Consider the following 23,966-nt stretch of genomic DNA (forward strand, 5'->3'; position numbering starts at 1 on the left):
CGATGGATCGCATCGAACAGGCCTTTGTCGCAACTGCCATCACCGGTTTCCTTGTGATGATGGCGGCAATCGTCTGGATGATGATGAGCTGACGCGGAAAGGTTGGCTGTCTTGCGCGTCGCGCTGCCTTATGCCGCGGTTCTGCTATGCCTGGCGGTGACCGCCTGGCTCGCTTTCGCGCATGTATTTTGATGGTCAATGAATTGGGCCTTTGCGACCTCAGGGGTCGCGGCCCGCTGCCTCGTCACGGAGCGTCGGGTTGCGACGTTCCTCCGCCAGCTCATCGCGCAGGCGTAGCCAACTCACCAGGTGATCGCTCCTGCGCAGCAGGACCATGGCTTCGCGGACCAGTTCGCGCGAATGGCTGACTATTCGCTTGTCGAGTGCGGAATTGGGGGCATAGGTCATCGAGCGCTCCTGATGATGTGTCGGGCGAAGGAGCACGCCTCGTTGCGTGTCAGGTCCTGGTCTCGGCGATCAGACTGGCGAGCTTCTGCGCCATGGCCGGCAGATCGATCGGCTTTTCCAGCAGCGGAACGTCGTGGAATTCCGGCCCGACAGCCACCTTGTCATATCCTGTGGTGAACACGAAGGGCACGCCGCGCACCTTCAATTCGCGCGCGACCGGGAAGATCATGTCGCTGCGGATGTTGACATCGAGCACCGCGGCATCCAGGACGCTGCCATCGTTCAAGATTTTGACTGCGTCCTCGAAATGACCGGCAGGACCCGCAATCTCCGCGCCGAGGGCACGGAATGCGTTGCCGATGTCGTCAGCAAGGAAATACTCGTCCTCGACGATGAAGATGCGGCGCCCCGCAAGCGGCCCGCGCGGATGTGATGACATGGACGAGGTCGCCATGGCGTCTCAGCCTCCGAACGCATAGGAACATAAGACAGCGAACCGCCTTGGTGCAAACTTCAAACGATGCAATCGAAGGCGGGTTCCATGAGAAACCGCGACATCATCGTCATCGGGGGCTCGGCCGGAGCGACTGCGCCTCTGAAGCAGATTCTGGGCCGTCTGCCCGCGGATCTGCCGGCGGCCATTTTCGTGGTCCTGCACATTCCGGCGCAGGGCATCGGCATCCTTTCGACCGTCGCCAGCAGCGCCGGGCCGCTTCCCGTGCGTCAGGCCGAGAACGGCATGAAGATCGAGCCCGGCCACATCTATCTGGGGGCGCCGGACCATCACCTCCTCGTCGCGGAAGATCGCATCGTCCTCGGCCGCGGGCCCCGCGAAAACATGGTCCGTCCCGCGATCGACGCTCTGTTCCGCTCGGCCGCGCTCTATCATGGCCCGCGGGTGATCGGCGTACTCCTGAGCGGCCTGTTGTCCGACGGGGCCGCGGGCCTCAATGCCATCAAGCGCTGCGGCGGAATGGCCGTGGTCCAGGATCCCTCGGACGCCGTGTCGGACGAGATGCCGCGGCGCGCCATGGAGGCGACCACCATCGATCTCTGCGTTCCCGGCCTTGGCATGGGCGACGTCCTCTCCGACCTCGTCAGGGAAGAGGCAGGCGCGGCGCTGCCAATCCCGCCCGAGATCAGGCTCGAGGTCGAGATTGCCGCCGGTGACCGGATCGGCAGCGACAATCTCCTCTCTCTGGCCGATCCCGTCGCGCTGACTTGTCCGGCCTGCGGCGGGGTGCTGTCGGAGGTCAAGGAGTCGCGCCCGATGCGCTTTCGCTGCCAGGTCGGCCATGGTTTCACCGCCGATGTTCTTGCCAAGGAGCAGGAAGGGCGTGTCGACGAAGCCCTGCGGGTCGCTCTCCGCATCATCGAGGAACGGGCGGAGTTGGTGCACCGCATGGCGGCCGACGGCCGGCGCAGCGGCCGCCCCGCGGTCGCTCAGATGTACGAAGCGCGTGCGGTCGAATATCGCGAATATGCCGACATGATCCGGCGTGTCGTGCTAAAGTCGCTCGATCCTCCTCCGGCTCGGAAGCGGGACACTTGATGCTCCGTCATGGCCATGTCCCTTGCCGAACGCACTGAGCAGCTCAAGGTGGAGCAGCGCCTGCTGGAGAAGGCGGATCAGGACATCGATGACGGCTGGCGGCGCATCCGCGATCAGGAGGATCGCGTACGCGAGCTGATGGCCGGCGGGCGTGATACGCGCCAGGCGCAGCGGCTGGTCGATCTGCTCAAGCAGACCTTGATCGAATGGGAGCGCCATCGCGTTCTGATCGACCAGCGCGTCAGGTATCTTCGGCAGGATGTCGAGGCGAGATCGCCTGAAGGCGGCTGATGGTGAGGCTCCCGAACTTTGTGCCGAGTGCTATCGTGTGACCAAGCTGCCGTCTCGTGCTGCGGCGCCGGCGTTCCCGCCGAGAGGCCGGTCGCTGCCGCGATGGCCTCCTCGGCGCGGTTGATCAGGGCCGCGAGTTCGTCACGCATCTGCATTCCTGGCCTTCCCAGAGCAGTACGGACCGTTCGGCCGGCCTGACGGCGCCCGGACGGGGAATTGAAGGGAGCTTCGGGACATTTTCGCCTTTGATCTGTTGGGATTATATCGATTTCTGCTATTTGCAGGAGCCGGGCCCCCGTTCGTCCCGGTCAGCGGAAGAGAGCGACCAGAGCCATGAATGAAGTCGGCGACCAGCCGGTCGATGGAGAGCGCCACAGCAAGGTCCCGCTGATCATCGGCGTCGGGGCCTCACCGGGGGCTCTGGATAGCATCGAGCGCTTCTTTGCCAAACTGACCGTAGGGGCCGACCAGGCCATCGTGCTGGCGCTTCAGCATCATGAGGCCTTCGACGAGCCGCGGCTGCGCGGCATCGTACAGGGATCCAATGGCGCCAAGGTCGCCGACATCCGCGACGGCCATGCGATCGAGGGTGGCACGATCTATCTGTGCCCGCCGGCGATGATCACCACGATCCAGGGCGACCGGTTCGCGATCCGCAAGGCCGAGCAGGCCCCGGGAGAGCGCGCCACCATCGACAGCTTCCTCGTGTCGCTGGCCGAAGAACGCGCCGAGCAGTCTATCGGCGTCATTCTCGCCGGAACCGGCGCCGACGGAACGCTCGGCACCGCGACGCTGAAGGATCACGGCGGTCTGGCCATCGCCGAAAAGAACGCCGGCACGGACGACGCCGCGCATCTGGTCGACGGCAACACGCCCGCCGCCATCGCCGACTATGTGCTGCCGCCCGAGGACATTCCCGAGCACATCCAGGTCTATGCCCGTCATCTCAGGCGGCTGGAGGAGAAGCACGGCTTCGACGAGGTTCTGGCCGCGGCGGCACCCTCGCTGTCGCGCATCGCCGACATCCTGCGCAACAAGACCGGCAACGATTTCCACGGCTACAAGCAGAACACCTTCCTGCGCCGGGTGCAGCGGCGCATGCAGGTGGTCCAGATCGACGAGATCCCGGCCTATGTCGATTTCCTGCGCAACGACAAGGACGAGGCCCAGCACCTCTTCAATGACCTCCTGATCGGCGTCACCGAGTTCTTCCGCGACAAGCGCGAATTCGAGGTGCTGGAAAACCAGGTCATTCCGAAGATATTCGAGAACAAGGGCGCAGGGCAGCAGGTGCGCGTCTGGGTGCTGGGCTGCGCCACCGGCGAGGAGGCCTATTCGATCGGCATTCTCCTGCGCGAACACATGGCACGGTTGGATTCCGCGCCGCAGGTGCAGATCTTCGCCACCGACATTGACGGACGGGCGCTTGCGACCGCGCGTGTCGGACGTTACCGTACCAATATCGAAGCGGACATGACCAGCGAGCGCCTGGCGCGCTGGTTCGTGCGCGAAGGCGACACCTATTGCGTGGTCAAGGAGCTGCGCGAAATGTGCATCTTCTCGCAGCACAACGTCATCAAGGATGCGCCGTTCTCCAAGCTCGACCTCGTCTCCTGCCGCAATCTTCTGATCTACCTCAATGCCGAGCTGCAGAACCGGGTGATCCCGCTGTTCCATTTCGCGCTACTGCCGGAGCGCTATCTGTTTCTTGGCAATTCCGAAAACGTGACGCGGCACCCGAAGCTGTTTGCGCCGGTCGATCGCCGTGCGCGCATCTTCAAGAAGCTGGAAACCGGAACGCGGCTGCCGCCGGAATTTCCGATCTCGGCCACGGCGGGGAGGGCGTCGGTCGAAGTTCCGCCGGTTCGCTCCTTCGGCCCCGACGTCGGGTTGGAGCGCCGCGCACAGCGCATCGCGGAGCGCTATGCGCCCGCCTACGTCATCATCGACGACAATTTCCAGATCCTGCACTTCTCCGGGCGAACCGGCCGCTACATCGAGCCGACGGCCGGCACGGCCTCGCTCGACCTGCTTCAGCTCGTGCACCGCGATCTCCGGCTTGAATTGCGCACTGCGCTCAGCCGTGCCGCGGAAACCAACGAGCCGGCCCATGCCGAGCAGGTGCAGCTCGGGGTCAACGGTCACCGCGTCATCGTCGACATCACGGTCGAGCCGATCCAGGAAGGCACTGGTGGCCATCGCAATTTCGTCGTGCTGTTCAAGGACGGTCCCGTCCGCGCGATCGAGCTGAACCACAACGGTCCCAACGCGCTGGTGCGCACCGAGCATGTGGAGCGGCTCGAAAGCGATCTGCGCGCCACGCGCGAGCGTCTCCAGGCCACCATCGAGGAGCTCGAGAGCACCAATGAGGAGCTGAAATCCTCCAACGAGGAATATCAGTCTCTCAACGAGGAGCTGCAGTCGGCCAATGAGGAGCTGGAAACCTCTCGCGAGGAGTTGCAGTCCGTCAACGAGGAGCTGACCACGGTCAATGGCGAGCTGGCACACCGCGTGCAGGAATTGACGCGCGCCACCAGCGACCTCAAGAACTTCCTCGAAAGCACGCAGATCGCGACCGTCTTCCTCGACAATGACCTGCGCGTGATGAACTTCACCCCGGCGATCACGCAGATCCTGCATCTTGTCGAGACCGATACCGGCCGGCCGATCGCCCACATCAAGGCCCGCGTCCCGATCGAGGAGCTCTATGAGGACGTTCGCCGCGTCCTGCGCACGCTCGCCAGTGTCGAACGCGAGCTGAGCGCGCCGGACAGCGGCAGGCGCTACATCGTACGTATCCTGCCTTATCGCAGCATCGACAATTTCATCGCCGGCGTCGTCATCACCTTCATCGACGTCACCGCGATCACCCGCGCCGAGGAGCGGCAGCGCCTGCTGCTGGCCGAGCTCCAGCACCGCGTCCGCAATACCCTGAGCGTGGTGCGCTCGATCGCGCGCCGCTCGGCGGAATCGAGCTCCACGGTCGAGGAATACGCCGCCCATCTCGATGGCCGCCTCAATGCCTTTGCCCGCACCCAGGCGCTGGTGACCCGCGATCCCGAAGGCGGCGTCGACCTTGAATATCTCGTGGTCGAGGAGCTCTCGGCCTACAACGCCCGCGAAGGCGAGCAGATGAGGGTCACCGGTCCGACTGTTCGCTTCCAGCCCAAGGCCGCCGAAAGCTTTGCGCTCGCCATCCACGAGCTTGCAACCAACGCGTTGAAATATGGCGCCCTGAGCCAGCCGGGCGGGCGCATCGAGATCACCTGGCGCCTCGACGAAAGCACGCAGCCGGCAGAGCTGGTGTTCGAATGGCGCGAGCGCGGCGGGCCGCAGGTCAAGCCGCCGCCGCGGAAGGGTTTCGGCACCGAGCTTCTGGAGCGTACACTTGCATTCGAGTTCAAGGGGCAGACCACGCTGGCTTACAACCCAGCGGGCCTGCAATGCACGATCATGATCCCGCTCAGCAAGCGCACATTTCACACACCGGTGGTGGCTGGTTGATGCCGTTGTCGATGTCCGATCGCAGCCTGGTGGAGCCGGCCATCCGCCGGCTGAATGCACTGAGGCCGCTGTCCGCGGAAGGCCGCGCCTCGCTCGAATATGCGATGCTCGAAGGGCTCCAGCGCGCCGGGGCCGGCGAGGACCTGATCTCCGAAGGCGATCCCGTCGATAGCGTTCGCGTCGTGCTGTCGGGCTGGCTCTGCCGCTACAAGACGCTCGAGGACGGCCGGCGCCAGATCGTCAATTTCATCTTTCCGGGCGAGAGCTGTGACGCGCATGCCTTCCTGCTCGCGGTCATGGATCATTCCGTCTCGACGCTGACGCCGGTCGTTTATACTGAGATCAAGCGCGCACGGTTCGAAAGCCTGGTGGCGGGCGACCGCTCGCTCGCCGAGGCATTCTTGTGCGAGACCCTCGTCAACAACGCCGTTCAGCGCGAATGGGCGATCAATCTCGGCCGCCGCACGGCCCTGGAGCGCGTGGCGCATTTGCTCTGCGAGATCTTTGAGCGGCTTCGTCCCGTCGGATTGCTGGAAGGCAATTCCTGCAGCATGCCGGTGACGCAGATGGATCTTGCCGACGCCACCGGCCTGTCGGTCGTCCATCTCAATCGGACCGTGCAGCAGCTTCGTGCGTCCGGCCTGATCGTGCTGCGGGATCGGACGCTGATCATCAACGATTTGAGCGCGCTCAGGGACGCGGCACTATACTCTCCGGGTTATCTGCAAGTGTATCGCGGGGCGGACAAGACGCGGTGAGGCCCGCGTCCTTCGCTCACAACTTTCCTCCGGTGACGTCAGGTCCGAGAAGAGCCACCCGCTCGCGATCAACCCGGTTTGCGAGGCCGCCCGTCCGGCGAAGCATCATCTTGTTCGCTTGGGAAAGGTTCGTGGGTTCGTCGGCCGAGGAACGTATCCGGCAGCGGGAGGTCCAGGGCTTTTCGTGACTCGCGCATGGCTTCGCGAATCTGCTCCATGTGCTTCTCATCCGACTGCAATGGATAGTGAGTTTGCTTCGCCATCGGGCGCTCCCCTGGTCGTGCAGGCGGGAGCACCATTGGTCTCTCAGCCACCAGCGCCTACGGGCAGAGCCTCAGCCAGTGATGAACCAACCATAGACCGACCGCCGCGCTTCGGCCAGCGGAAACGGGGTGGGCCTGTCAATTTTGCATGTCCGGCCCTTCGGCTCTGGTTGAAGAAGGGGGCGCAAAGGTTGTGAACGCTTGATCCAGGTTAGTCAGCGAAGCTTTTTGAGCGATTGGCTCGATTTGAGTAACCTATGCAAGGGAATGCTCGTGAGCTTTGAGGCATCATGGCGGATGCCTGAGGCCCTGTTTGCCCGCGCCACACGCGCTATCGAGGAAAGTCGCGCTCTTCGGGAGCAGCATAAACGGCTTGCGGGCCACTACAGCGAGACCGTGAACGATTTGCGTCTGACCATCATGGACAGCGCCATGCTCCGGTCTGAGATCAGGGCACGCCGGGACAACGAGGAACCGTAGCCGGACTTTGCGCAGGAGCACGCAACCCGGCCGCCGCTGGGACGTTGATCGTCTGCCAATTGTGCGGCCAGGCACCCACGAAGTCAGCATATGCAACGCCGCGCTCGGCCTCATGCACCAGGAGACGCCTGATGACGACGCGACAAAGGTTCAAGCAGAGAGATCCTCTGGAAGCCCGGCTCGCCGCGGAGGCGGAGCGGCTGCGCGAACAAGCAAGTTCGCTTCCGCCCGGCGCGGCTCGCGACGAAATGCTGCGCAAGGCGCGCCAGGCGGAAACCGGGTCCCAGATGAGCGAATGGCTGCGCTCGCCGGGCCTTCAGCCTCCGCATTAGGCTCGGCGGCCGTAAAACGTGGAGCGATCGAGCCGCACGCGCCGGGAACGGGTCAGATGTCGGCGCGTACCGATGCGTTGCTGTCGTGGGCAGAAACCGGAAAAATGAGCGCCACGTCCATCGTCCCCGTTGCGTCCGGTTGTCACCCGGCGGTGCCCTTCCTCAACGCCGCTTCGCGGCTTTGGTTCGCCGGTTGTAGGGTGAACGGTTGACGGGCCGCAGCGAAATCCCTTCGCGCTGCGCCTTGCTGCGAATGGCCGCGACCGGGCGCTGCAGCTTGATGCTCATGACGCCGGTCGGCGTGTTGCCCTTGGCAAGCTGCTTCAGCTTGCTCACGTCCGCAGGCGTCCACGGCTGACGTGCGCGGCGCTTGTAGGCGGGATTAGCCTTGCGCGGTCCCTTGCGGCCGATCGGTGAGCCCGGCCGTTTCCATGCTGCTTTTGCCATGATGATCCTCCTTCAAGTCGATCTTGAACATACGAATCAGCATTTCGGTTCCGCCGCAGTGCGAAGACGGATCGACCCCTTGCGCGCTCTTCCGCAAAATCACGCGGCGTTAACTTATTGAAATGCCGGAACCGCAGGTTGCAGCGGAAGCTACAAACGTTGCCGCGCTGGGCCGCCCCGGCCGGCAAGCAACTTGAGTAGCTGAGTAAAACGAGAACTCGGGCCCCGGCGCCCGATCCCCCGCCGGGGCCCATTTCCCCAATCCAATCGTCCATGAGTCCAGATGACCGCCAAACGCAACCGCAGGAAACAAACCCAGTCGCTTCAGGAACGGCTCACGACATTCGCTGAAAACGCCCGCGAGCGCGCGCGCAGCCTGCCGCCCGGCAAGGAGCGGGAGATGCTGCTGCGACGTGCCAAGCAGAACGAAGTGACCTCGAATCTGACGGACTGGCTGAGCGCACCCGTCTATCCAAGGCGAGGACAACCATAATGGGAAGCTTCAAGCATTACCGCGCGTTCCAGATCGATCCGGACGGGCATGTGTTCGGATGCATCAACCTCGTCTGCGACAACGACGAGCAGGCCAAGCGCGAAGCCGCCGGGCTCGTGCTGGTGCATCGCATCGAGCTGTGGCGGCTCGACCAGCGCATCGCGAAATTCGATGTGCCGCAGGAAATGGTTCGGCAATAGAGCTTGCGGGAACCGCACGCAGCGCCCCGGGTTGGTCGGATACCGACTTCGCCGGGAGCCAGCATGACGGACATCGAAGCTCGCAAAGGCATGCCGCCGGTCAAGCTGTCGCGCGAAGAGTTCGTGCGGCGCTACAAGAGCCAGTTCGTCGACCCCGCCTTCGCCTCGCTGCAGCGCGAGCTCGATGCCATCACCGGTGCTGCCTGGGACGCCTACAGCCATTCGCGCAAGGCGCCGTTGACGCGGAAGGCGGGCGCAGGTTTTTCCGATCCCGACTACGACATCGCCATCGACTGGCTCGATGCGCGCGCAAGGATCCTGGAAGCGCAGCGACGGCACGACGATGCGAACGAGCCGCCGCGCATCCTCGTCATCAACGGCGCGGCCCGCAGCGAGCACACCTGTCCGGGCGAGATGTCCAAGACCTGGCGCCTGGTCAAGCTCGCCGAGCCTGTCTTCACCGAGATGGGGTTTGCCGTCGATATCCTCGATCTGTCGCGCCTTGCTTCGGAGTTCGGCAAGGTGATCCATCCGTGCAAGACCTGCGTCGGCACCGCCATGCCGCTCTGCCACTGGCCGTGCAGCTGTTATCCGAACTATTCGCTGGGCCAGACCCACGACTGGATGAACGAGATCTATCCGCTCTGGGTCGCCGCCCACGGCATCCTGATCGTGACGCCCGTGAACTGGTATCACGTGCCCGCCGGACTCAAGGCGATGATGGACCGCATGGTCTGCGCCGATGGCGGCAATCCTGATCCGACCTCCACGCACGGCAAGAACGCCGCCGAAGCCAAGGCGATGGAGCTGAAGGGCTGGCCTTATCCGCGCCATCTCGCCGGCCGTCATTTCGGCCTCGTCGTGCACGGCGATGCCGTCGGGGCCGAGGGCGTGCGCCGCGCCTTGTCGGACTGGCTGACCGACATGCAGCTGATCTCGGCCGGGCGCTTCGCCGAGCTCGACGGCTATGTCGGCTACGGGGAGTCATATGCCACCTCGCATCACGAGCTCGACGAGGACGTGAAATTCCAGCGGCAGGTGCAGAATGCGGCGCGCGCGCTGGGCAATGCAGTTCGGCTGGCGAGGAGCGGGCGCCTTCAGGAGCCCGGCGCCGGCCTCGCCGACCCCAACCCCAAATGACCGGCGCGCTGCCGCTCGATTGCCTGATCGTCGGCGGCGGCCCCGCCGGACTGATGGCTGCGATCTATCTGGCGCGCTTCCGCCGCAACGTCTGCGTCGTGGACGCCGGCGCCAGCCGCGCCGCCCTGATCCCGCGCAGTCACAACGTCCCGGGTTTCGTCCATGGCGTGCCCGGCACCGAATTGATTGCGCGCATGTCGGCACAACTGGACGAGCTCGCCGTCACACGGGTGGCGGCCGAGGTCACCGCATTGCGGCGGCACGACCACGGCTTTGAAGCGATCTGGAACCATTGCGCGCATCAGGCCGCAACCGTCATTCTCGCCTGCGGCATCGTCGACACCCATCCGCCATTCGCCGAATGGCGCGCGGCGGTCGGTGAGGGGCTGTTGCGCTATTGTCCCGTCTGTGACGCCTTCGAAGCTGCTGACCGCCGCATCGGCGTTGTCGGTCCGCTGAAGCGCGCTGCCGGCAAGGCGCTCTTCCTGCGCGGCTATTCGCGCGACGTGACGCTGCTCGCAACCGGTTCGGATGACGGAGAGGCCACAACCTCAGAACTGTCCGAAGCGGGAGTCGGAATCCTGTTCGCGCCCGATCTCAACTTGACGCGACGAGATGGCGGCGTTCAGGCGGTCCTCACGGACGGCCGGACAGTGCAATTCGACATGGTCTATCCCGCGATGGGCGCGCAGGTACGCTCGCAGCTCGCGATGGCGCTGGGCGCCGAACATACCGCGGAGGGTTATCTGAAGGTCGACGACCATCAGCGTACGTCGATCGACGGGCTCTACGGCATCGGCGACATCGTCACCGACCTGCACCAGATCTCCGTCGCGTTCGGCCACGCCGCGATTGCCGCCTGCACGATCCACAACAGCCTGCCGCGCCGTCTGGCGTGACGCAGCCGAGCCGCACAATCGACCGGAACCTGGAACGAAGCGCGCCGCCCCGCTTTGGTCGAGCGGAGCGGGGCAGTGCGATGGAGAGAACGGATGGCTCAATCCGAAGACATGACCCGCTGCATCGGGCTCTGCTTGAGCTGCTACCAGACATGCCTCGGCACGGCGATGAACCATTGCCTCGAGACCGGCGGCAAGCATGTCGAGCCCAAGCACTTCCGCCTGATGATGGCCTGCGCCGAGATGTGCCGGACGGCGGCGCATTTCATGCTGATCAACACGCCACATCACAAGCACACCTGTGGTGAATGCGCCGAGATATGCGCCGAATGCGCCGAAGATTGCGAGCGGGTCGGCGGCATGGACGAATGCGTCGCGAGGTGCCGCTCGTGCGCCCAATCCTGCCGCGCAATGGCGGCGTGAAGGACCAAGCCCATGCTGGAAGAGAAGCTCAAGCAAGCCATCGTCGAGGAGTTGAAGCGCCAGGCCGCCGACCGTCCGCAAGCGCTCAAGGTCCAAGGCACCGACGAAGTGAAGGGCTCGGAGGAGCTCACCGTCAACGGCAAGGTCGACCTTGGCGCACTGGTCATGGTGATCGCGGGATCAGTCGCCGGCGGCCCGTGAGCGCGGCCGCCAGCCGGCCCCTTCAGCCGTATTCCTCGCCGATGCCGTATTCCCGGTAGATCTCCAGCGGGTCGAGGTCGGGAAACAGGCGGCACTTGGCCTGGGCGAGGTGCAGGCTCACCGCGGCCGGCTCCTTGCCGTTCGCGAGCAGCTTGCGGATGTCCTCCATATGCGCATTCGGCTGGTGCTTCGGTTCGAGCTGCTCCAGCGCGACCAGGGCGGTCGCGAGAGCCTCGGTCAGAACCCAATCGTCGTGGCCGGTGATTCCCTTCTTCGGCATCGGCAGACCCCGGATATGGCGGCGCGGCCAAGTCTATCGCGACTTCCGTCAAACCGCCATTGAGCCGTTGCGGGCGCGCTGCACGGGGCAGGGCGATAGCTTGCATTATGGCCGCGTGTGGCTAAAAGGCGGCGACTTGCTGTATCTTTGTTGAAACAAAGTTGGCATAGACCGAGGCCGCAACGGCATCCGGCCGGCCCTCCCGGTCTGGTTCCTCCGCACCCCGAATTTCGCAACACGATCCCGGTTGCGCCCGCTCAAGGCTCGAACCAGCATGGTCTTTCTCAGCTTCGTCTACCGCTTCTTCACCAACTTCGCATTCATGGCGGTGGTCTATTTCAGCCTCAACTTCATGGAGAAATATCCAAACCGGGCGATCCTTGCGATCCTGGTGCTGGTCTATGCCGCGATGCGCGCCGTCTCGACGCTGCGCGCGTTCTACTTTTTCCAGAAGATCGAGAGGCTGGAAGCCGAGACGAAGCGTCTTCAAGGCCCGATCAATGACGGCTCCGGAGGAACGAACGCGCGCAAGCAGATCATCGCCGACGTCGCGCGGCTGCGGCGCGACGGCGAGCTCAAGTCCTACATGGACCTGTTCTTCCTGGCGCTGATCGTGTTGCTCTGCGTCGCTGCCATCCTGCGGCAGTAGGGATCAAGCCCGCTTCTTCAGGCTGGCGATGCGGGTCGGGCGCGGCGTACCGCCCTTGACCTGCGCGGCATGCTTTGGTGCGGCCGGCGCCGCATGCGCGGCGTGACGAGCCTGCGGCTTGGCTGTCTTGCCCCGTGCAAGCTTGCCCTTGGCAGCCTGCGGCATCGCGGCCGCCATCGCCAGCCGCGTCGCGGCACGCCGCGACAGCGTCGTCGACAGCAACACCTCGATCGAGCCTTCCGGGATCGCAAACAGCGCGCGGCCGGGTACGGGCAGGGTGGATGCGAGATCGATCTGCCCCTTGGCCCGGTGCGGCAGCAGCGGCTGATGCTCGGCTTGCGCGTTGAGGTCGGCGAGCGAGGGTGCCGGAAGCGTCCGCGTCTCGGTGAACACGAAGTGCGGGACAGCCGGCCAGCGCGCGATCGGCACGGTCTCGGTCGGCGGATGCAGCAGCCATTCGACCGGCGTGGTCGGCGTCGCCGGTCGGTCGGCGGTCGCCGGCACCACATGCACGATGCGATAGCCGCGCGCCTTGAGGTCACGGATGATCTTCGGCAGCGCCGCCACGGTGCGGGCCTGGATGTCGTGCAGCAGCAAAATGCCCTTGCCCTTGGCCTCCAGCCGCTGGATCGCGAGCTGATAGACGCGGTCGGACGACACGTGGCGCCAATCGTCAGCCGGGAAGTCGGCGCTCCACACCTGGATGCCGCGCGAGATCAGATTTTGCTCGACGGCTTCGGCGCGCATCAGGCCGGGAATGCGGAAGAACGGCGCCAGCTTGGACGGATCGGCCATCGCGGCCGAAGTCCACTCGATACCGCCGTTGATCTCGGCCTCGAATTTCTCGGCCGGCATCCGGTCGAAGGTCAGCGGATGGTTCATGCTGTGGGTGCCGACGGTGTGACCCGCCGCCACCAGCTTGCGCACGCCTTCGGGATTGGCCTTGGCCTGGCTGCCGATGATGAAGAAGGTCGCCTTGATGCACTCGTCGTCGAGGATCTTGAGAACCTGGTTGGAATATTTCGGCAGCGGACCGTCATCGAAGGTCAGGACGACCTCGTGGTCCTTCAACGGCAGCGTCTCGCGGTATTGCATGGTGCCGATCAGCGGATGCTCGCGCGGATCGACCACCAGGGTGCGGGACGTCCCGAGCGCGTCCGGATGGCCCGGACAGTCGGCCGCACGCGCCGCCGGCGATCCGATGGTCGAAAATCCAAGGAATCCGCTGAGGCAAAGGACGATCCAGGATCGCGTCCGCGAAACAACGCTACTTCCGATCATGAACCCGGTCTGCCCTCATGCGCGATTGCCGCCATAGTAGGTCGGAGACGTCCGGAAACGGTTCAGGCGCCACGAGCCCTTCCCGGTATGAAGTCCCCGTCCATTTGGAGGGGGTAGCATGAACAGAGTGTTAATAGGGCCCAAATCACCCCATTTTGCGCCGGCGTGACATTCCGGCATCAGCGCGCGTCGGCATTCTTCTGTGACGTGCCGGGCGGTACGATGTGGACGATCCGGTAGCCGTTCTCGCGCAAATAATGCAGGAAGGCCGGCATCATTGCGGCCGTGCGCGCCTTGTTGTCGTGGAAGAGGATGATGCCTTTGCCACTCGCGGCGAGGCGCTCGGTGACGAGCTTCAATTGCTGCTCTGGCGTCATCTTCTCCCAGTCGCTGGCCCATAGATCGGCCCCGAATACCACGATGCCGCGCGACTGGAGCAGATCGAGCTGCGCTTGTGTGGACTCGAAATAGGGGAAGCGGAAGAACGGCGTCGAGGGCGTCGTCGTCGAGGTTCCGCGCAGCGCCATCTCGTCTGCGGCAATGCCCCGGTCGATGTCGGCCGTGGCCTTCTCGAACGGAATATGCCCCAAGAGCGGATGCGAGTAGGAGTGATGGCCGATGGTATGGCCCTCGCGGGCGATGCGTTTGACCATGTCGGGATGCTCGGAGGCGTGCTGGCCGATCAGGAAAAAGGTCGCGCGCACGCATTCCTGCGCCAACGCGGCCAGCACCTTCGACGTCAACGGAGGGTTCGGTCCGTCGTCGAAGGTCAGCACGACCTCGTGATCGGCCAGCGGCAGCGTCTGCGGAAAGCTCTTCAGGCCGACGCGCGGATAGGTCTTGGGATCGACGCTGATGACGCGCGAGGTGCCGAGCGCGTCCTTGCGCGGGCACTCGGCGGCCTCCGCCGCGGCGCTGCCAATGACGGTCGCGGCGAGCGCACCCGCCAGGGTCGAGGTCCACCTCAGTCGCAGCATCTTTGTCATTGCGCTCGGCTTTGCCTTATGGGTATTGCCTGAACAATCAGCCCAGATCACCCGTTCCAACCTGTCAAACGGCGAGGCGCGCCATGGATGAACATATGGACGTTGCCCGATCCGCCGCGGATTCGGTACTCGACCACGTGCCGATGCGCAATGAAGACGGCGAAATTCGTCACGAATTCGTCGAGGAGATCGCGCGCGCGATCGAGGCTGGCGACAGTGCCGTGCTGCGCGCCTGCGTTGCCGAGCTGCACGAGGCCGATCTCGGCGATCTGATCGGCGCTTTGGAACCTGACGACCGCGTCCGCCTGGTCGAGCTGACCGGGCGCGACTTCGACTTCTCCGCCCTGAACGAGGTCGACGAGGCCGTCCGTGAGGAGATTCTGGAGGAACTGCCGCCGGAGACCGTCGCCGAGGGCGTCCGCGAGCTCGAATCCGACGACGCCGTCGAGCTGCTGGAGACCCTCGACGAGGCCGAGCAGGAGGAGATCCTCGAGAAGCTGCCGCTGCGCGAGCGCGTCGCGCTCGAGCGCAGCCTGCTGTACCCGGAGAATTCCGCGGGCCGGCGCATGCAGACCGAGTTCATCGCGGTGCCCCAGGATTTCACCGTGGGCCAGGCGATCGACTACATGCGCGAGACGCCGGACCTGCCCGATCGCTTCTACGAGATCTACGTCGTCGACAAGGACCAGCACTGGCAGGGCGCAGTCCCCCTCGACGTGCTGTTGCGCGCGCGCCGGCCGGTCGCGCTGACCGAGCTGACCGACGAGGATCGCCGCCGCGTCTCCGTCCTGGAGGACCAGGAGGAGGTCGCGCGCATGTTCGGCAAGTACAATCTCGTCGCCGCGCCCGTGCTCGACACCCAGGACCGCCTGGTCGGCGTCATCACCGTCGACGACGTCGTCGACGTGATCGAGGAGGAGGCGGACGAGGACCTCAAGGCGCTCGGCGGCGTCACCAGCGACGAAGAGCTGTCCGATACCTTCCTGACCATCGCTCGCGGCCGCTTCAATTGGCTGCTGGTCAATCTCGCCACCGCCTTCCTGGCGTCCTCCGTGCTCGGCCTGTTCGAGGGCCAGCTCGAGAAGATGGTCGCGCTCGCCGTGCTGGCGCCGATCGTGGCGAGCCAGGGCGGCAATGCCGCCACCCAGACCATGACGGTGGCGGTGAGGGCGCTGGCGACGCGCGAGCTCGGCTCCTCCAATGCTTGGCGCGTGGTGATGCGCGAGGCGCTGGTCGGCCTCGTCAACGGGCTCGCCTTCGCGGTGATCACGGGGATTGCGGCGGTGGCCTGGTTCAAGATTCCCGGCCTCGGCATCGTCATCGGGCTCGCGATCATCTGCAACCTCGTCGCCGGCGCGCTCGGCGGCATCCTGATCCCGATGGCGCTCGAACGCGTCAGGGCCGATCCGGCAGTGGCTTCCGGCACCTTCGTTACCACCGTGACCGACGTCGTCGGCTTCTTCTCCTTCCTCGGAATTGCGACGCTCTGGTTCGGGTTGAGGTAGGGGGGCGCTTTGGGCCCGTGCTCTCTCCACGTCATTGCGAGGAGCTCTGCGACGAAGCAATCCAGGCTGCCTCCGCGGAGAGATTTCTGGATTGCTTCGCTGCGCTCGCAATGACGGGAGCAGACAGCGCGGCACCCTTCCTCTCGCGTCCGGGGCGCAAGAGCATCTTTAATCCGACTTTAAGCGACCTGCCGCATCATCACTGCGCTTGGGGGAATGGGCATGCGGTTGCGGCTGAAGGCGGACGGACGGATCGTCGAATTGCGGGACGGACAGGAATTTCCGGTCCAGCCGACGGCCAATGCCGCGCCGGTTGAAACCTCTTCGCTCGCGGTGCGAGATTTGCGCCGCCGCGCCTGCCTGACCCAGATGGAGTTCGCCGCCAAGCTCGGCGTTCCCGTCGAGACCATCCGGAACTGGGAGCAAGGCAAGCGTGCTCCGCGGGGACCGGCCCGCGCGCTGCTTGCGGTGATCGCGCACGCGCCGGAAACGGTGTTCCAGGCGCTCGCCAAAGCCTGACGTCGGGCGCCTGCCGGCCAGCCCTGACGCGAACCTCCCGTTAGCATTGCGCCAAATATCCGGCCGGGGCTGCCGCGGTCTGCGTTGGCAGGGTCATGGGCCGGGTCCATAATGCTGCCTGATGACGTTTGGGGCTGCCGCAGCGGAAGAGGACTCCTCATGCTGTTCGTCGAGGCCAATGGCGCAAGAATTCCGGCGATCGGGCTCGGGACCTGGGAGCTGAGCGGAAGGCCCGCCGCGCGCGTGGTCGAGCAGGCGCTGCGGCTCGGCTATCGCCACATCGACACCGCGCAGGCCTACGACAATGAACGCGAGGTCGGCGACGGCTTGCGCGCCTCGGGCGTGCGCCGTGACGACGTCTTCCTCACCACCAAGGTCTGGACCAACCATTTCGCGCCGCACGATCTGGAGCGCTCGGTCAAGGAGAGCCTGGCGCGCCTGCGGCTTCCCTCCGTCGACCTGTTGCTGCTGCATTGGCCCAATCCCCATGTCCCGCTGACCGAGACGCTCGGCGCGCTGTCGCATGCGAAGACGATGGGCCTGACCCGCCACATCGGCGTCTCCAATTTCACGGTGGCGCTGATCGAGCAGGCGGTCGCGGCTTCACCGGAGCCACTGGTCTGCAACCAGGTCGAATATCATCCTTACCTCGACCAGGCGAAGGTGAGGGCGGCCTGCGACCAGCATGGCCTTGCACTCGTCGCCTACAGCCCGATCGCCAGGGGACGCATCAAGACCGATCAGACGCTGGCCGAGATCGGACGCACCCACCGCAAGACGCCGGCTCAGGTCTGCCTGCGCTGGCTGGTGCAGCAGAATGTCGCTGCGATCCCTCGCACCTCGCGGATCGAGCGCTTGTCCGAGAACATCGAGATCTTCGATTTCGAGCTGTCGGAGGACGAGATGAGCCGGATCGCCGCGCTCGCCAGCCCCAAGGGCCGCCTGACCGACTTCGGCTTCGCTCCGAAATGGGATTGAGGGGAGACCGCGGTATGCTAACAGCAGGGCGGCAATCCAAGATCGGGCAATGGAACTGCGGTCAATCATACGGACGGACATTGCAGCGTCGGCGATCGCGCATCTGACGCTGGTGGTGCTGATCATCCTGATCAGCGAAGTCCATCCGTTTCGCAGCCAGCCGCCCGAGACCGTTGCGGTGGACATCGTCACGCCGGAGCAGGTGAAACAGGAAGAGGCCAAGGCTCAAGAGAAGGCCGAGGAGAAGGCCAGGGAAGAGGCGAAAGACAAGCCGCCGGAGCCCGACCTGAAGCTGCCGAAGCTGGATTTCACCGACAAGGAGAAGGCGGAAACAGGGCCTAAGCCCGCGGCCAAGCCGCAGGCGCCATCGCCGCAGCCTTCGCCCGAACCGCAATCGCCCCAGCAGCAGCCAGCGCAGAAGCCACGCGAGGCCAACGCGCAGCCGCAAGCCCAGCCCCAGCCGACGCCGCAACCGCCGGCCCAGACGATGCCGCAACCGGCTCAGCAACCGCCGCCACAGGCAGCACCGCCGCCGGCCTATCAGGCGCCGCAGCCTGACGTCACCATCAAATACGGTGTCATGCTGGGCCTGCCGCCAGAATTGCCGCTGCAACTGCCGAAAGACGCTCCCAAGGACGATGGCGGCGATGCCAAGGATTCGATCGCGGCCAAGCTGCCGCCCGAGATCGTCGCCGAGCTCCGCCGTCATTTGCGGAGCTGTGCGAAATTGCCCGCCGGACTAAGCCCGACCGACAACGTTCACATCAAGCTGCGCACGGTGTTCGCGACCGACGGCACGCTGGCGCGCGAGCCGATCCTGATCGAGGCCCCGCCCTCGGCGAAAGGGGTGGCGCTCGTGAAGTCCGCCATGAGCGCGGTTCAGGCCTGCCAACCGTACAAGATGCTGCCCGCCAACCTGTACGGGGAATGGAAGGTCATGGACCTGCCGTTCAGCCCGCGGGATTTCGGGTCGTAGCTGTCCCGAAGCTCCGGGCTACGCGATCGCGCCTGTGTCGCCCTCTGTCAATCCGCCAGCCCAAGAATATTCCACTTTACCGAAATTCGGATTTGTCGTATGTGTCGCCCATCCCGGCTCATCCTTGAGGGGCGATCATGTTGTCGTCACGATGCGCGAGCCGGGCTTGCGGTGGACGCGGCAGCGTCGGCACGAGATGGGGCGGGCAGGGCGGGTAGTCCCTGTGAGCCTGAATCCCGCGTGCAGACGAGCGGCGCTGTTCTATTCGTCGCGCCAACATTCTCTCGGCCATGTCGACAATGCCGGGAGACCCTGTGGCGCCAACGAATGCGCGTACGGCAAAACCGTGTGGTCCTGGCCGTCGTTGCTTCGGTCAAGCCGGATCGAAGATGCGCGCGAGCCCGACCGGGTGGACGGCATCATCCAATTCGAACGGCGAGGGAGGCCAGAACGAACTCGGCTCCCGGGAGAGCACGGCATAAGCCGTCCGACCACCGCGCAGGGAAGGCCGTGTGTTGGGCTTCACCTGTATGCTGCTGTGCGGTTCTTCCTGCGCGTGCCTTTCGCGCGGCGGACCGCGGGTGCGAGCCGGCACCCGGCCTTCCCTGCGCCCTCTTGACTTTCAGAGGGCGAAGCGACGAAGCAAAGCTCGGGCGAATTCAGCCGCGAGGCTGCGAAGGCGTGTCTGCGCACGCTGGAGAATTCCGTTGCGGCCACATACTCCGTCATTGCGAGCGCAGCGAAGCAATCCAGAAACTTTCCGCAGAGGGATTCTGGATTGCTTCGTCGCAAGGGCTCCTCGCAATGACGAGGCGGGGAGAGCGAGCGCTCAATGACCGCGCCTGATGCTCTCCTCACCATGCACCGTCTCCGGCGCCATCGCCGCCCACGCACTGGATGCGAACTGCCGCCGCCAGGTCACCACCACTACGGCCGCGGTGGTCACGAACAGAACCCAGGGGCTGACGAACCAGCCGAGATAACCGAGCGCGAAGAAGAAGGCGCGCTGGCCGCGATTGAAATGGCGGCCGGCGGATTCGAACAGGCGCGAGGTGCGGATGACATGGGCTTCCGCCTCCGGCGTGTCGCGTCGGTCGGCAGGCGGCATGCCGCCGAACAGGATCGCGACATAGTTGAACAGCCGATAGGCCCAGGCGAATTTGAAGAACGCGTAGACGCAGATCAGCACGAGGCCGACGCATTTGAGCTCCCACATGGCGGGCGAGGTGCTGAGATCGACCGGCAGCTTGCTCAGGATGGTGATGGCGTCGTTGGTGGCGTGCAGCAGCGCCAGGGCGCCGCCGAGCGCGAACAGGCTGGTCGAGGCGAAGAAGGCGGTGCCGTTCTGCAGCGAAGCCATGATCTGCATGTCCACCATGCGCGTCTCGCGGTCGAGCAGCCGGCGCACCCAGACCTCGCGATAGCGGTTCATGCGCGCCGACAGGCTGTCGCGGCCATAGCTCGAATGTTCCAGCGTCAGGGCGTAGACCAGCCATTCGATGATGAAGAAGCCGACGGCGGTGATGTCGACCCAATGCCTGCTCATGTCTGTCTCCTCGGAAGCGGCAACGATTGCCACGCATGAGGGGGGGCAGCAACGATTGATTGGCGGCAGGCGATGGCGTTAAAAGCGGCTCGTTTCAAAGCGTCTCGGGAAGGATTGATGACATGGCTGCGCTGAAACTCGCCATCGGCAACAAGAACTACTCGTCGTGGTCGATGAGGCCCTGGCTCGCGCTGCGCGCCAACGACATCCCGTTCGTGGAGACGCTGATCCCGCTCTACACCGACAACCCCGCGGACAAGGAGCAGATCCTGTCCTTCAGCCGCGCCGGCAAGGTGCCGGTGTTGGTCGACGGCGACGTCACGGTGTGGGATTCGCTCGCCATCATCGAATACATCGCCGAGCGCTATCCGGAGGTGAAGCTGTGGCCCGACGACGTCGCTGCGCGCGCGCATGCCCGGTCGGTGTGCGCCGAAATGCATTCCGGCTTCGTGGCGCTGCGCAGCGAATGCGGCATGAACCTGCATCGGCCAATCCGTCCCGTAGCGCTTTCGGCGGACGCCAAGGCCAATGTCGCGCGCATCGAGGAGATCTGGCGCGAGTGCCGCACTCGCTACGGGGCAAAGGGGCCGTTCCTGTTCGGCCGCTTCGGCGCGGCGGACGCGATGTACGCGCCGGTCGTGCACCGCCTGCGCACCTACGCGATTCCCGTCGCGCCGGAGACCAAGGCCTACATGGAGACGATGATGGCGCTGCCGGCGTTCCAGGAATGGACCCGCGACGGGCTGGCCGAAACGCTGGTCATCGCCAAGTTCGAGGACGCCTGATCGCCGGACTGACCGGGCCGCCGGCCGCGCGTCGGCCGGCGGGCGGCTGATCCGGAAATTGACCGGGGTGACGGATCGAGCAGGGGCTGCGACACCGGCTGCGACACGTCGGCCGAATGGGCGGCGCGGACGGTATCATCGGCCCGCCGGTTCCATCTCTATCGGTTTGAAAAATCTGCAAAATTTGTGCACTCACCGCGCCGCCATGGCGCTGGCCAAAACGACCGGCCGCGTGCTATACAGCGGCCCGGGTTTCCGGCCAGCCATCGCAGTGGGACACTGGGCGAGGCAGGCGCTGTTTGAGTAATGGAGAGGGTGTTGAAGCACAAATTCCCCGTGGGAACGCGCGTATTGTTCACGGCCAGCAACGTTGCGCGTCCGGCCGCCAGCGGCGCGTATGAGATCATCCGCCTGCTGCCGACCGACGGCGACGACTGCCAGTATCGCATCAAGAGCTCGACCGAAGCCTTCGAACGGGTCGCCAAGGAAAGCCAGCTCGCGCTCTCCTGAAGCTCGCGCGTTCCGCGCATTGGTGCCATCAGGGAATTGTGTCCTACCGCCGTCAAAAGGCCCGCTTCACCTTCACAAGGTGGGTAGGGGCAGCTGCCGACTCGCGGTGCTCGCTTGACCATTCGCTCTCTGCTCGCGTGAGGGGACGTCGCGCATGAACTGGGCATGGGCCACTTCGCTTGACCAAATCTGGCGCGCGCCGGCCTTTCCGATGTGGATGACGCTGGCCGCTGCCGGATTCTTCGGGTTGATTTTGCTGATCACGCTGCTGCGCGCCGAGAAGTCGGTCGCCAACGGCGCGCTCACCGTCATTACGCTGCTGTCCATTGCGATCGCCGGAGCCGCCACCGTGCGCGTCTATGACCCGGCGGGGCAGGACGCCCCGACCGAGGCGCGCGCCCAGGGTGCGCTCACCGCGAGCCTTCCGGCTTTGTCGTGCCTCGACGATCTCGCCGGTGATACCGTCGCCGCCGGCTGCGAGAAGGCGCTGTTCGGCTCGCCGGATGTCGTTGCCGCGGCCGTGTCCTACACCGCGGCCCGGATCGATCGCCTGACGGCGCTCGGTGATGCCGCGTCCGCCGAGAGGAGCCTGACGGTTGACATGAAGGTGCTGCGCAAGTCACTGGAGCGCGATCGCTATGGCCTCGTGGCACAAGTGCTGGTCGCGCGCGACGGCTGCACGCAGTTCGACTGCGCCGCCTTCCGCTCGTTGACCGACCAGCAGCAGGTCGCTTCCAATATGGATTCCCATCTCTACGACACGCTGGTTGCGCGCCATGCGCCGAGCTGGAACGCGCCCGCCATGGCGACCGCGCCGGCCGCGTTGCCGCCGACCGCGGCGGTCGCCGGTCTGCCGCCGTCGATGCCGACGGGCAAGCCGACCAATGCCGAGTTCCCCAGCGCCTCATCGACGCCGCCGGTGAGCATCATGAATCCCGAGCCCACGGCGACGACGCGGCAGGCGGCTCCGGCCGCGAACGCCGCGGCTGCGCCGGCAGCTTCGCGCGCGCCCGCGCCGACCTCGGCACAGGCAACAGCGCCAGCCGCGAAGAAGCCGCCGGCTCCGAAGGCTGCGCGCGCCCCCACAGCACCGGTTCCGCTTGCGCCCCCGCCGGCGTCGGTTGCGGCTCCTGCGGCTGCGGATAACGAGTAGATCGGCATTCCAAATGCGGTGCTGCCCGGCTAATGCTTGGGCATGCCGCTACATCTGATCAAGCTCGCCGTCGGCTGCGACTCCGTCAAGGAATTGAAGGAGTGGATCGCCGAACGGATGCAGACCGCCAAGAAGAAGGGCCTGCCGCAACATCACATCCACATCACCCGCATGGTCCCCAAGCGCGACGCCGAGATCCTTGCGGGCGGGTCGCTCTACTGGGTGATCAAGGGTGAGATCGCCGCGCGGGAAAAGATCATCGGCATCGAGCCGTTCCGCGACAAGGACGGTATCGGCCGCTGCCGGATCGTGATGCAGCCGAAGGTGATCTCGGTGTCGCCGCGGCCGATGCGGCCGTTCCAGGGCTGGCGCTATCTCACCCAGGATTCAGTGCCGCCCGATCTCGGCAAGTCCGCCGCCGGCTCGATCGCGGCGATGCCGGAGCCGATGCGGCGCGAGTTGCGCGACCTCGGTCTGCTCTAAACCCCGATATTGTCGATCAGCCGGGTGCTGCCGAGCTTGGCTGCCACCAAGATCCGCAGCGGGCCGTCCTTGCGCGAGGTGATCGGCGCCAGCGTCTCGGCATGGCGGATCTCGTAATAGTCGAGCGCAAAGCCCGCCGCCTTGACCATCTCGGCGCCGCCGGCCATCGCCGGCGCGATGGCATCGCCGGCCTTGATCCGCCGCGCGCTCTCTTTCATGGCCCGGTAGAGCACGGGGGCGGTCTGCCGCTCCTCGGGCGACAGGTAGACGTTGCGGGACGACATCGCGAGCCCGTCGCGCTCGCGCACGGTGCGGGAGCCGACGACCTTCACGCCGAGATCGAGGTCGCGCGCCATCTGCGTCACCACCCGCAACTGCTGAAAGTCCTTTTCGCCGAAGATCGCAAAGTCCGGCCGGACTTGCGTGAACAGCTTGCCCACGACGGTGGCGACGCCGCCGAAGAAATGCGAGCGGAAGCGGTCCTCGAGACCGGCCAGCGCCGGTCCCTCCGGCACGATTCGCGTGGCGAAGCCGTCCGGGTACATGGCCTCGACGCCGGGATGCCAGACGATGTCGACATCCTCGGCGGCGAGCTTGGCGATGTCGGCCTTCCAGGTGCGCGGATAGGCGCCGAAATCCTCGGTAGGGGCGAACTGGGTCGGGTTGACGAAGATCGACACCACGACGCGGCTGGCGCGCCGCTTGGCGAGGCGGACGAGGGACACATGCCCGTCATGGAGGGCCCCCATGGTCGGGACCAGCGCGATCGTGGCTTTTCGCTTGCGGAGATTGTCGACGGCGCGGCGCAAGGCTGGGACCGTGCGGGCGATCAAGGGACTTGATGACATCAGGACTCGACAGGGTTGGGAATCGGCGCGGCATCATCCAGCGCCCGGGGCGGCTAACCTTAACAAGCAGCGATCA

At 65.3% G+C, this 23,966-nt stretch carries 29 protein-coding genes; 20 read left to right on the top strand and 9 right to left on the bottom strand.

Annotation, left to right across the window (positions count from 1 at the left end; translation table 11 throughout):
• Positions 1–219: 219 nt before the first annotated feature.
• The gene (locus P6U31_RS16115; protein WP_407189373.1) at positions 220–408 is read right to left on the bottom strand and encodes a hypothetical protein; all 189 of its coding nucleotides are present in this window, start codon (positions 406–408) and stop codon (positions 220–222) included.
• A gap of 49 nt (positions 409–457) precedes the next feature.
• Positions 458–862 (bottom strand): response regulator, encoded by a 405-nt coding sequence (locus P6U31_RS16120; protein ID WP_407189374.1) that lies wholly within the window; start codon positions 860–862, stop codon positions 458–460.
• Between the two features lie 87 nt (positions 863–949).
• Here P6U31_RS16120 and P6U31_RS16125 point away from each other — a divergent pair, with 87 nt between their 5' ends.
• The 4 genes from P6U31_RS16125 (at position 950) to P6U31_RS16140 (ending at position 6,513) form a co-directional block, all read left to right on the top strand.
• Positions 950–1,960: a chemotaxis protein CheB gene (locus P6U31_RS16125; RefSeq protein WP_407189375.1), complete on the top strand. Its 1,011-nt coding sequence runs from the start codon at positions 950–952 to the stop codon at positions 1,958–1,960.
• A gap of 9 nt (positions 1,961–1,969) precedes the next feature.
• Entirely contained in the window at positions 1,970–2,251 is a 282-nt protein-coding gene (locus tag P6U31_RS16130; protein ID WP_407189376.1) for a hypothetical protein, read from the top strand.
• Between the two features lie 333 nt (positions 2,252–2,584).
• Complete coding sequence (locus P6U31_RS16135; RefSeq protein WP_407189377.1) at positions 2,585–5,755, top strand: CheR family methyltransferase; 3,171 nt, start codon at positions 2,585–2,587, stop codon at positions 5,753–5,755.
• Complete coding sequence (locus tag P6U31_RS16140; RefSeq protein ID WP_407189378.1) at positions 5,755–6,513, top strand: Crp/Fnr family transcriptional regulator; 759 nt, start codon at positions 5,755–5,757, stop codon at positions 6,511–6,513. Before P6U31_RS16135 ends, P6U31_RS16140 begins: the two co-directional genes overlap by 1 nt.
• A 68-nt stretch (positions 6,514–6,581) precedes the next feature.
• Here the strand turns inward: P6U31_RS16140 and P6U31_RS16145 are convergent, their stop codons facing one another.
• Positions 6,582–6,776: a hypothetical protein gene (locus P6U31_RS16145; RefSeq protein ID WP_407189379.1), complete on the bottom strand. Its 195-nt coding sequence runs from the start codon at positions 6,774–6,776 to the stop codon at positions 6,582–6,584.
• A gap of 611 nt (positions 6,777–7,387) precedes the next feature.
• On the opposite strand from P6U31_RS16145, the gene P6U31_RS16150 reads away from it, so the two are divergent.
• Positions 7,388–7,588 (top strand): hypothetical protein, encoded by a 201-nt coding sequence (locus tag P6U31_RS16150; RefSeq protein ID WP_407189380.1) that lies wholly within the window; start codon positions 7,388–7,390, stop codon positions 7,586–7,588.
• 162 nt (positions 7,589–7,750) lie between these two features.
• Here P6U31_RS16150 and P6U31_RS16155 read toward each other — a convergent pair whose 3' ends face one another.
• Positions 7,751–8,035, bottom strand: coding sequence for a hypothetical protein (locus P6U31_RS16155; protein WP_057197072.1), 285 nt, complete (start codon positions 8,033–8,035; stop codon positions 7,751–7,753).
• A gap of 283 nt (positions 8,036–8,318) precedes the next feature.
• On the opposite strand from P6U31_RS16155, the gene P6U31_RS16160 reads away from it, so the two are divergent.
• The 6 genes from P6U31_RS16160 to P6U31_RS16185 all read left to right on the top strand — a co-directional run bounded on the left by P6U31_RS16160 (position 8,319) and on the right by P6U31_RS16185 (position 11,391).
• Positions 8,319–8,528 carry a hypothetical protein gene (locus tag P6U31_RS16160; protein WP_407189381.1) on the top strand — a complete coding sequence of 70 codons (210 nt, stop codon included), beginning with the start codon at positions 8,319–8,321 and terminating at the stop codon, positions 8,526–8,528.
• A complete protein-coding gene (locus P6U31_RS16165; RefSeq protein ID WP_407189382.1) occupies positions 8,528–8,728 on the top strand; it encodes a hypothetical protein in 201 nt (66 codons plus the stop codon). The genes P6U31_RS16160 and P6U31_RS16165 overlap by 1 nt, the downstream gene beginning before the upstream one ends.
• A gap of 63 nt (positions 8,729–8,791) precedes the next feature.
• Entirely contained in the window at positions 8,792–9,868 is a 1,077-nt protein-coding gene (locus P6U31_RS16170; RefSeq protein WP_407189383.1) for a flavodoxin family protein, read from the top strand.
• The gene (locus P6U31_RS16175; protein WP_407189384.1) at positions 9,865–10,767 is read left to right on the top strand and encodes an NAD(P)/FAD-dependent oxidoreductase; all 903 of its coding nucleotides are present in this window, start codon (positions 9,865–9,867) and stop codon (positions 10,765–10,767) included. The genes P6U31_RS16170 and P6U31_RS16175 overlap by 4 nt, the downstream gene beginning before the upstream one ends.
• 93 nt (positions 10,768–10,860) lie before the next feature.
• Entirely contained in the window at positions 10,861–11,190 is a 330-nt protein-coding gene (locus tag P6U31_RS16180) for a four-helix bundle copper-binding protein (protein WP_407189385.1), read from the top strand.
• 12 nt (positions 11,191–11,202) lie between these two features.
• Complete coding sequence (locus P6U31_RS16185; RefSeq protein WP_407189386.1) at positions 11,203–11,391, top strand: hypothetical protein; 189 nt, start codon at positions 11,203–11,205, stop codon at positions 11,389–11,391.
• Between the two features lie 22 nt (positions 11,392–11,413).
• Here the strand turns inward: P6U31_RS16185 and P6U31_RS16190 are convergent, their stop codons facing one another.
• Positions 11,414–11,671 (bottom strand): hypothetical protein, encoded by a 258-nt coding sequence (locus P6U31_RS16190; RefSeq protein ID WP_164937794.1) that lies wholly within the window; start codon positions 11,669–11,671, stop codon positions 11,414–11,416.
• A 274-nt stretch (positions 11,672–11,945) separates the two neighbouring features.
• On the opposite strand from P6U31_RS16190, the gene P6U31_RS16195 reads away from it, so the two are divergent.
• Complete coding sequence (locus P6U31_RS16195; RefSeq protein ID WP_407189387.1) at positions 11,946–12,320, top strand: hypothetical protein; 375 nt, start codon at positions 11,946–11,948, stop codon at positions 12,318–12,320.
• A gap of 3 nt (positions 12,321–12,323) precedes the next feature.
• Here P6U31_RS16195 and P6U31_RS16200 read toward each other — a convergent pair whose 3' ends face one another.
• Together P6U31_RS16200 and P6U31_RS16205 are read right to left on the bottom strand one after the other, a co-directional pair.
• On the bottom strand, positions 12,324–13,601 hold the full coding sequence (locus P6U31_RS16200; RefSeq protein ID WP_407189388.1) for a polysaccharide deacetylase family protein: 1,278 nt from the start codon (positions 13,599–13,601) through the stop codon (positions 12,324–12,326).
• 179 nt (positions 13,602–13,780) lie between these two features.
• On the bottom strand, positions 13,781–14,587 hold the full coding sequence (locus P6U31_RS16205) for a polysaccharide deacetylase family protein (protein WP_407189389.1): 807 nt from the start codon (positions 14,585–14,587) through the stop codon (positions 13,781–13,783).
• Between the two features lie 83 nt (positions 14,588–14,670).
• Here P6U31_RS16205 and mgtE point away from each other — a divergent pair, with 83 nt between their 5' ends.
• From mgtE to P6U31_RS16225, 4 genes are all read left to right on the top strand, one after another.
• Positions 14,671–16,092, top strand: coding sequence for a magnesium transporter (mgtE, locus tag P6U31_RS16210; RefSeq protein WP_407189390.1), 1,422 nt, complete (start codon positions 14,671–14,673; stop codon positions 16,090–16,092).
• A gap of 216 nt (positions 16,093–16,308) precedes the next feature.
• Positions 16,309–16,611, top strand: coding sequence for a helix-turn-helix domain-containing protein (locus tag P6U31_RS16215; protein WP_407189391.1), 303 nt, complete (start codon positions 16,309–16,311; stop codon positions 16,609–16,611).
• A gap of 159 nt (positions 16,612–16,770) precedes the next feature.
• Complete coding sequence (locus tag P6U31_RS16220; protein ID WP_407189392.1) at positions 16,771–17,589, top strand: aldo/keto reductase; 819 nt, start codon at positions 16,771–16,773, stop codon at positions 17,587–17,589.
• 49 nt (positions 17,590–17,638) lie between these two features.
• Complete coding sequence (locus P6U31_RS16225; protein ID WP_407189393.1) at positions 17,639–18,565, top strand: hypothetical protein; 927 nt, start codon at positions 17,639–17,641, stop codon at positions 18,563–18,565.
• Positions 18,566–19,394: 829 nt separating this feature from the next.
• Here the strand turns inward: P6U31_RS16225 and P6U31_RS16230 are convergent.
• The gene (locus P6U31_RS16230; RefSeq protein WP_407189394.1) at positions 19,395–20,111 is read right to left on the bottom strand and encodes a DUF599 domain-containing protein; all 717 of its coding nucleotides are present in this window, start codon (positions 20,109–20,111) and stop codon (positions 19,395–19,397) included.
• A gap of 122 nt (positions 20,112–20,233) precedes the next feature.
• Here P6U31_RS16230 and P6U31_RS16235 point away from each other — a divergent pair, with 122 nt between their 5' ends.
• The 4 genes from P6U31_RS16235 (at position 20,234) to P6U31_RS16250 (ending at position 23,042) form a co-directional block, all read left to right on the top strand.
• The gene (locus P6U31_RS16235; RefSeq protein ID WP_407189395.1) at positions 20,234–20,896 is read left to right on the top strand and encodes a glutathione S-transferase family protein; all 663 of its coding nucleotides are present in this window, start codon (positions 20,234–20,236) and stop codon (positions 20,894–20,896) included.
• Positions 20,897–21,202: 306 nt separating this feature from the next.
• Positions 21,203–21,406, top strand: coding sequence for a hypothetical protein (locus P6U31_RS16240; protein ID WP_247275749.1), 204 nt, complete (start codon positions 21,203–21,205; stop codon positions 21,404–21,406).
• Positions 21,407–21,560: 154 nt separating this feature from the next.
• Positions 21,561–22,559, top strand: a complete 999-nt coding sequence (locus tag P6U31_RS16245; RefSeq protein ID WP_407189396.1) for a hypothetical protein — start codon at positions 21,561–21,563, stop codon at positions 22,557–22,559.
• 42 nt (positions 22,560–22,601) lie between these two features.
• A complete protein-coding gene (locus tag P6U31_RS16250) occupies positions 22,602–23,042 on the top strand; it encodes a DUF1489 family protein (RefSeq protein WP_128926194.1) in 441 nt (146 codons plus the stop codon).
• Here the strand turns inward: P6U31_RS16250 and panC are convergent.
• Positions 23,039–23,890, bottom strand: coding sequence for a pantoate--beta-alanine ligase (panC, locus tag P6U31_RS16255; protein ID WP_407189397.1), 852 nt, complete (start codon positions 23,888–23,890; stop codon positions 23,039–23,041). The genes P6U31_RS16250 and panC overlap by 4 nt on opposite strands.
• Between the last annotated feature and the right edge of the window lie 76 nt (positions 23,891–23,966).

Source organism: Bradyrhizobium centrosematis (assembly GCF_045571495.1).
Taxonomy (GTDB): Bacteria; Pseudomonadota; Alphaproteobacteria; order Rhizobiales; family Xanthobacteraceae; genus Bradyrhizobium; species Bradyrhizobium centrosematis.

What these genes read in the sequence shown, in the direction of transcription:
- P6U31_RS16115 (WP_407189373.1), bottom strand. Translation starts at nt 408, where the DNA reads ATGACCTATGCCCCCAATTCCGCACTCGACAAGCGAATAGTCAGCCAT.
- P6U31_RS16120 (WP_407189374.1), bottom strand. Translation starts at nt 862, where the DNA reads ATGGCGACCTCGTCCATGTCATCACATCCGCGCGGGCCGCTTGCGGGG.
- P6U31_RS16125 (WP_407189375.1), top strand. Translation starts at nt 950, where the DNA reads ATGAGAAACCGCGACATCATCGTCATCGGGGGCTCGGCCGGAGCGACT.
- P6U31_RS16130 (WP_407189376.1), top strand. Translation starts at nt 1,970, where the DNA reads ATGGCCATGTCCCTTGCCGAACGCACTGAGCAGCTCAAGGTGGAGCAG.
- P6U31_RS16135 (WP_407189377.1), top strand. Translation starts at nt 2,585, where the DNA reads ATGAATGAAGTCGGCGACCAGCCGGTCGATGGAGAGCGCCACAGCAAG.
- P6U31_RS16140 (WP_407189378.1), top strand. Translation starts at nt 5,755, where the DNA reads ATGCCGTTGTCGATGTCCGATCGCAGCCTGGTGGAGCCGGCCATCCGC.
- P6U31_RS16145 (WP_407189379.1), bottom strand. Translation starts at nt 6,776, where the DNA reads ATGGCGAAGCAAACTCACTATCCATTGCAGTCGGATGAGAAGCACATG.
- P6U31_RS16150 (WP_407189380.1), top strand. Translation starts at nt 7,388, where the DNA reads ATGACGACGCGACAAAGGTTCAAGCAGAGAGATCCTCTGGAAGCCCGG.
- P6U31_RS16155 (WP_057197072.1), bottom strand. Translation starts at nt 8,035, where the DNA reads ATGGCAAAAGCAGCATGGAAACGGCCGGGCTCACCGATCGGCCGCAAG.
- P6U31_RS16160 (WP_407189381.1), top strand. Translation starts at nt 8,319, where the DNA reads ATGACCGCCAAACGCAACCGCAGGAAACAAACCCAGTCGCTTCAGGAA.
- P6U31_RS16165 (WP_407189382.1), top strand. Translation starts at nt 8,528, where the DNA reads ATGGGAAGCTTCAAGCATTACCGCGCGTTCCAGATCGATCCGGACGGG.
- P6U31_RS16170 (WP_407189383.1), top strand. Translation starts at nt 8,792, where the DNA reads ATGACGGACATCGAAGCTCGCAAAGGCATGCCGCCGGTCAAGCTGTCG.
- P6U31_RS16175 (WP_407189384.1), top strand. Translation starts at nt 9,865, where the DNA reads ATGACCGGCGCGCTGCCGCTCGATTGCCTGATCGTCGGCGGCGGCCCC.
- P6U31_RS16180 (WP_407189385.1), top strand. Translation starts at nt 10,861, where the DNA reads ATGGCTCAATCCGAAGACATGACCCGCTGCATCGGGCTCTGCTTGAGC.
- P6U31_RS16185 (WP_407189386.1), top strand. Translation starts at nt 11,203, where the DNA reads ATGCTGGAAGAGAAGCTCAAGCAAGCCATCGTCGAGGAGTTGAAGCGC.
- P6U31_RS16190 (WP_164937794.1), bottom strand. Translation starts at nt 11,671, where the DNA reads ATGCCGAAGAAGGGAATCACCGGCCACGACGATTGGGTTCTGACCGAG.
- P6U31_RS16195 (WP_407189387.1), top strand. Translation starts at nt 11,946, where the DNA reads ATGGTCTTTCTCAGCTTCGTCTACCGCTTCTTCACCAACTTCGCATTC.
- P6U31_RS16200 (WP_407189388.1), bottom strand. Translation starts at nt 13,601, where the DNA reads ATGATCGGAAGTAGCGTTGTTTCGCGGACGCGATCCTGGATCGTCCTT.
- P6U31_RS16205 (WP_407189389.1), bottom strand. Translation starts at nt 14,587, where the DNA reads ATGACAAAGATGCTGCGACTGAGGTGGACCTCGACCCTGGCGGGTGCG.
- mgtE (WP_407189390.1), top strand. Translation starts at nt 14,671, where the DNA reads ATGGATGAACATATGGACGTTGCCCGATCCGCCGCGGATTCGGTACTC.
- P6U31_RS16215 (WP_407189391.1), top strand. Translation starts at nt 16,309, where the DNA reads ATGGGCATGCGGTTGCGGCTGAAGGCGGACGGACGGATCGTCGAATTG.
- P6U31_RS16220 (WP_407189392.1), top strand. Translation starts at nt 16,771, where the DNA reads ATGCTGTTCGTCGAGGCCAATGGCGCAAGAATTCCGGCGATCGGGCTC.
- P6U31_RS16225 (WP_407189393.1), top strand. Translation starts at nt 17,639, where the DNA reads ATGGAACTGCGGTCAATCATACGGACGGACATTGCAGCGTCGGCGATC.
- P6U31_RS16230 (WP_407189394.1), bottom strand. Translation starts at nt 20,111, where the DNA reads ATGAGCAGGCATTGGGTCGACATCACCGCCGTCGGCTTCTTCATCATC.
- P6U31_RS16235 (WP_407189395.1), top strand. Translation starts at nt 20,234, where the DNA reads ATGGCTGCGCTGAAACTCGCCATCGGCAACAAGAACTACTCGTCGTGG.
- P6U31_RS16240 (WP_247275749.1), top strand. Translation starts at nt 21,203, where the DNA reads ATGGAGAGGGTGTTGAAGCACAAATTCCCCGTGGGAACGCGCGTATTG.
- P6U31_RS16245 (WP_407189396.1), top strand. Translation starts at nt 21,561, where the DNA reads ATGAACTGGGCATGGGCCACTTCGCTTGACCAAATCTGGCGCGCGCCG.
- P6U31_RS16250 (WP_128926194.1), top strand. Translation starts at nt 22,602, where the DNA reads ATGCCGCTACATCTGATCAAGCTCGCCGTCGGCTGCGACTCCGTCAAG.
- panC (WP_407189397.1), bottom strand. Translation starts at nt 23,890, where the DNA reads ATGTCATCAAGTCCCTTGATCGCCCGCACGGTCCCAGCCTTGCGCCGC.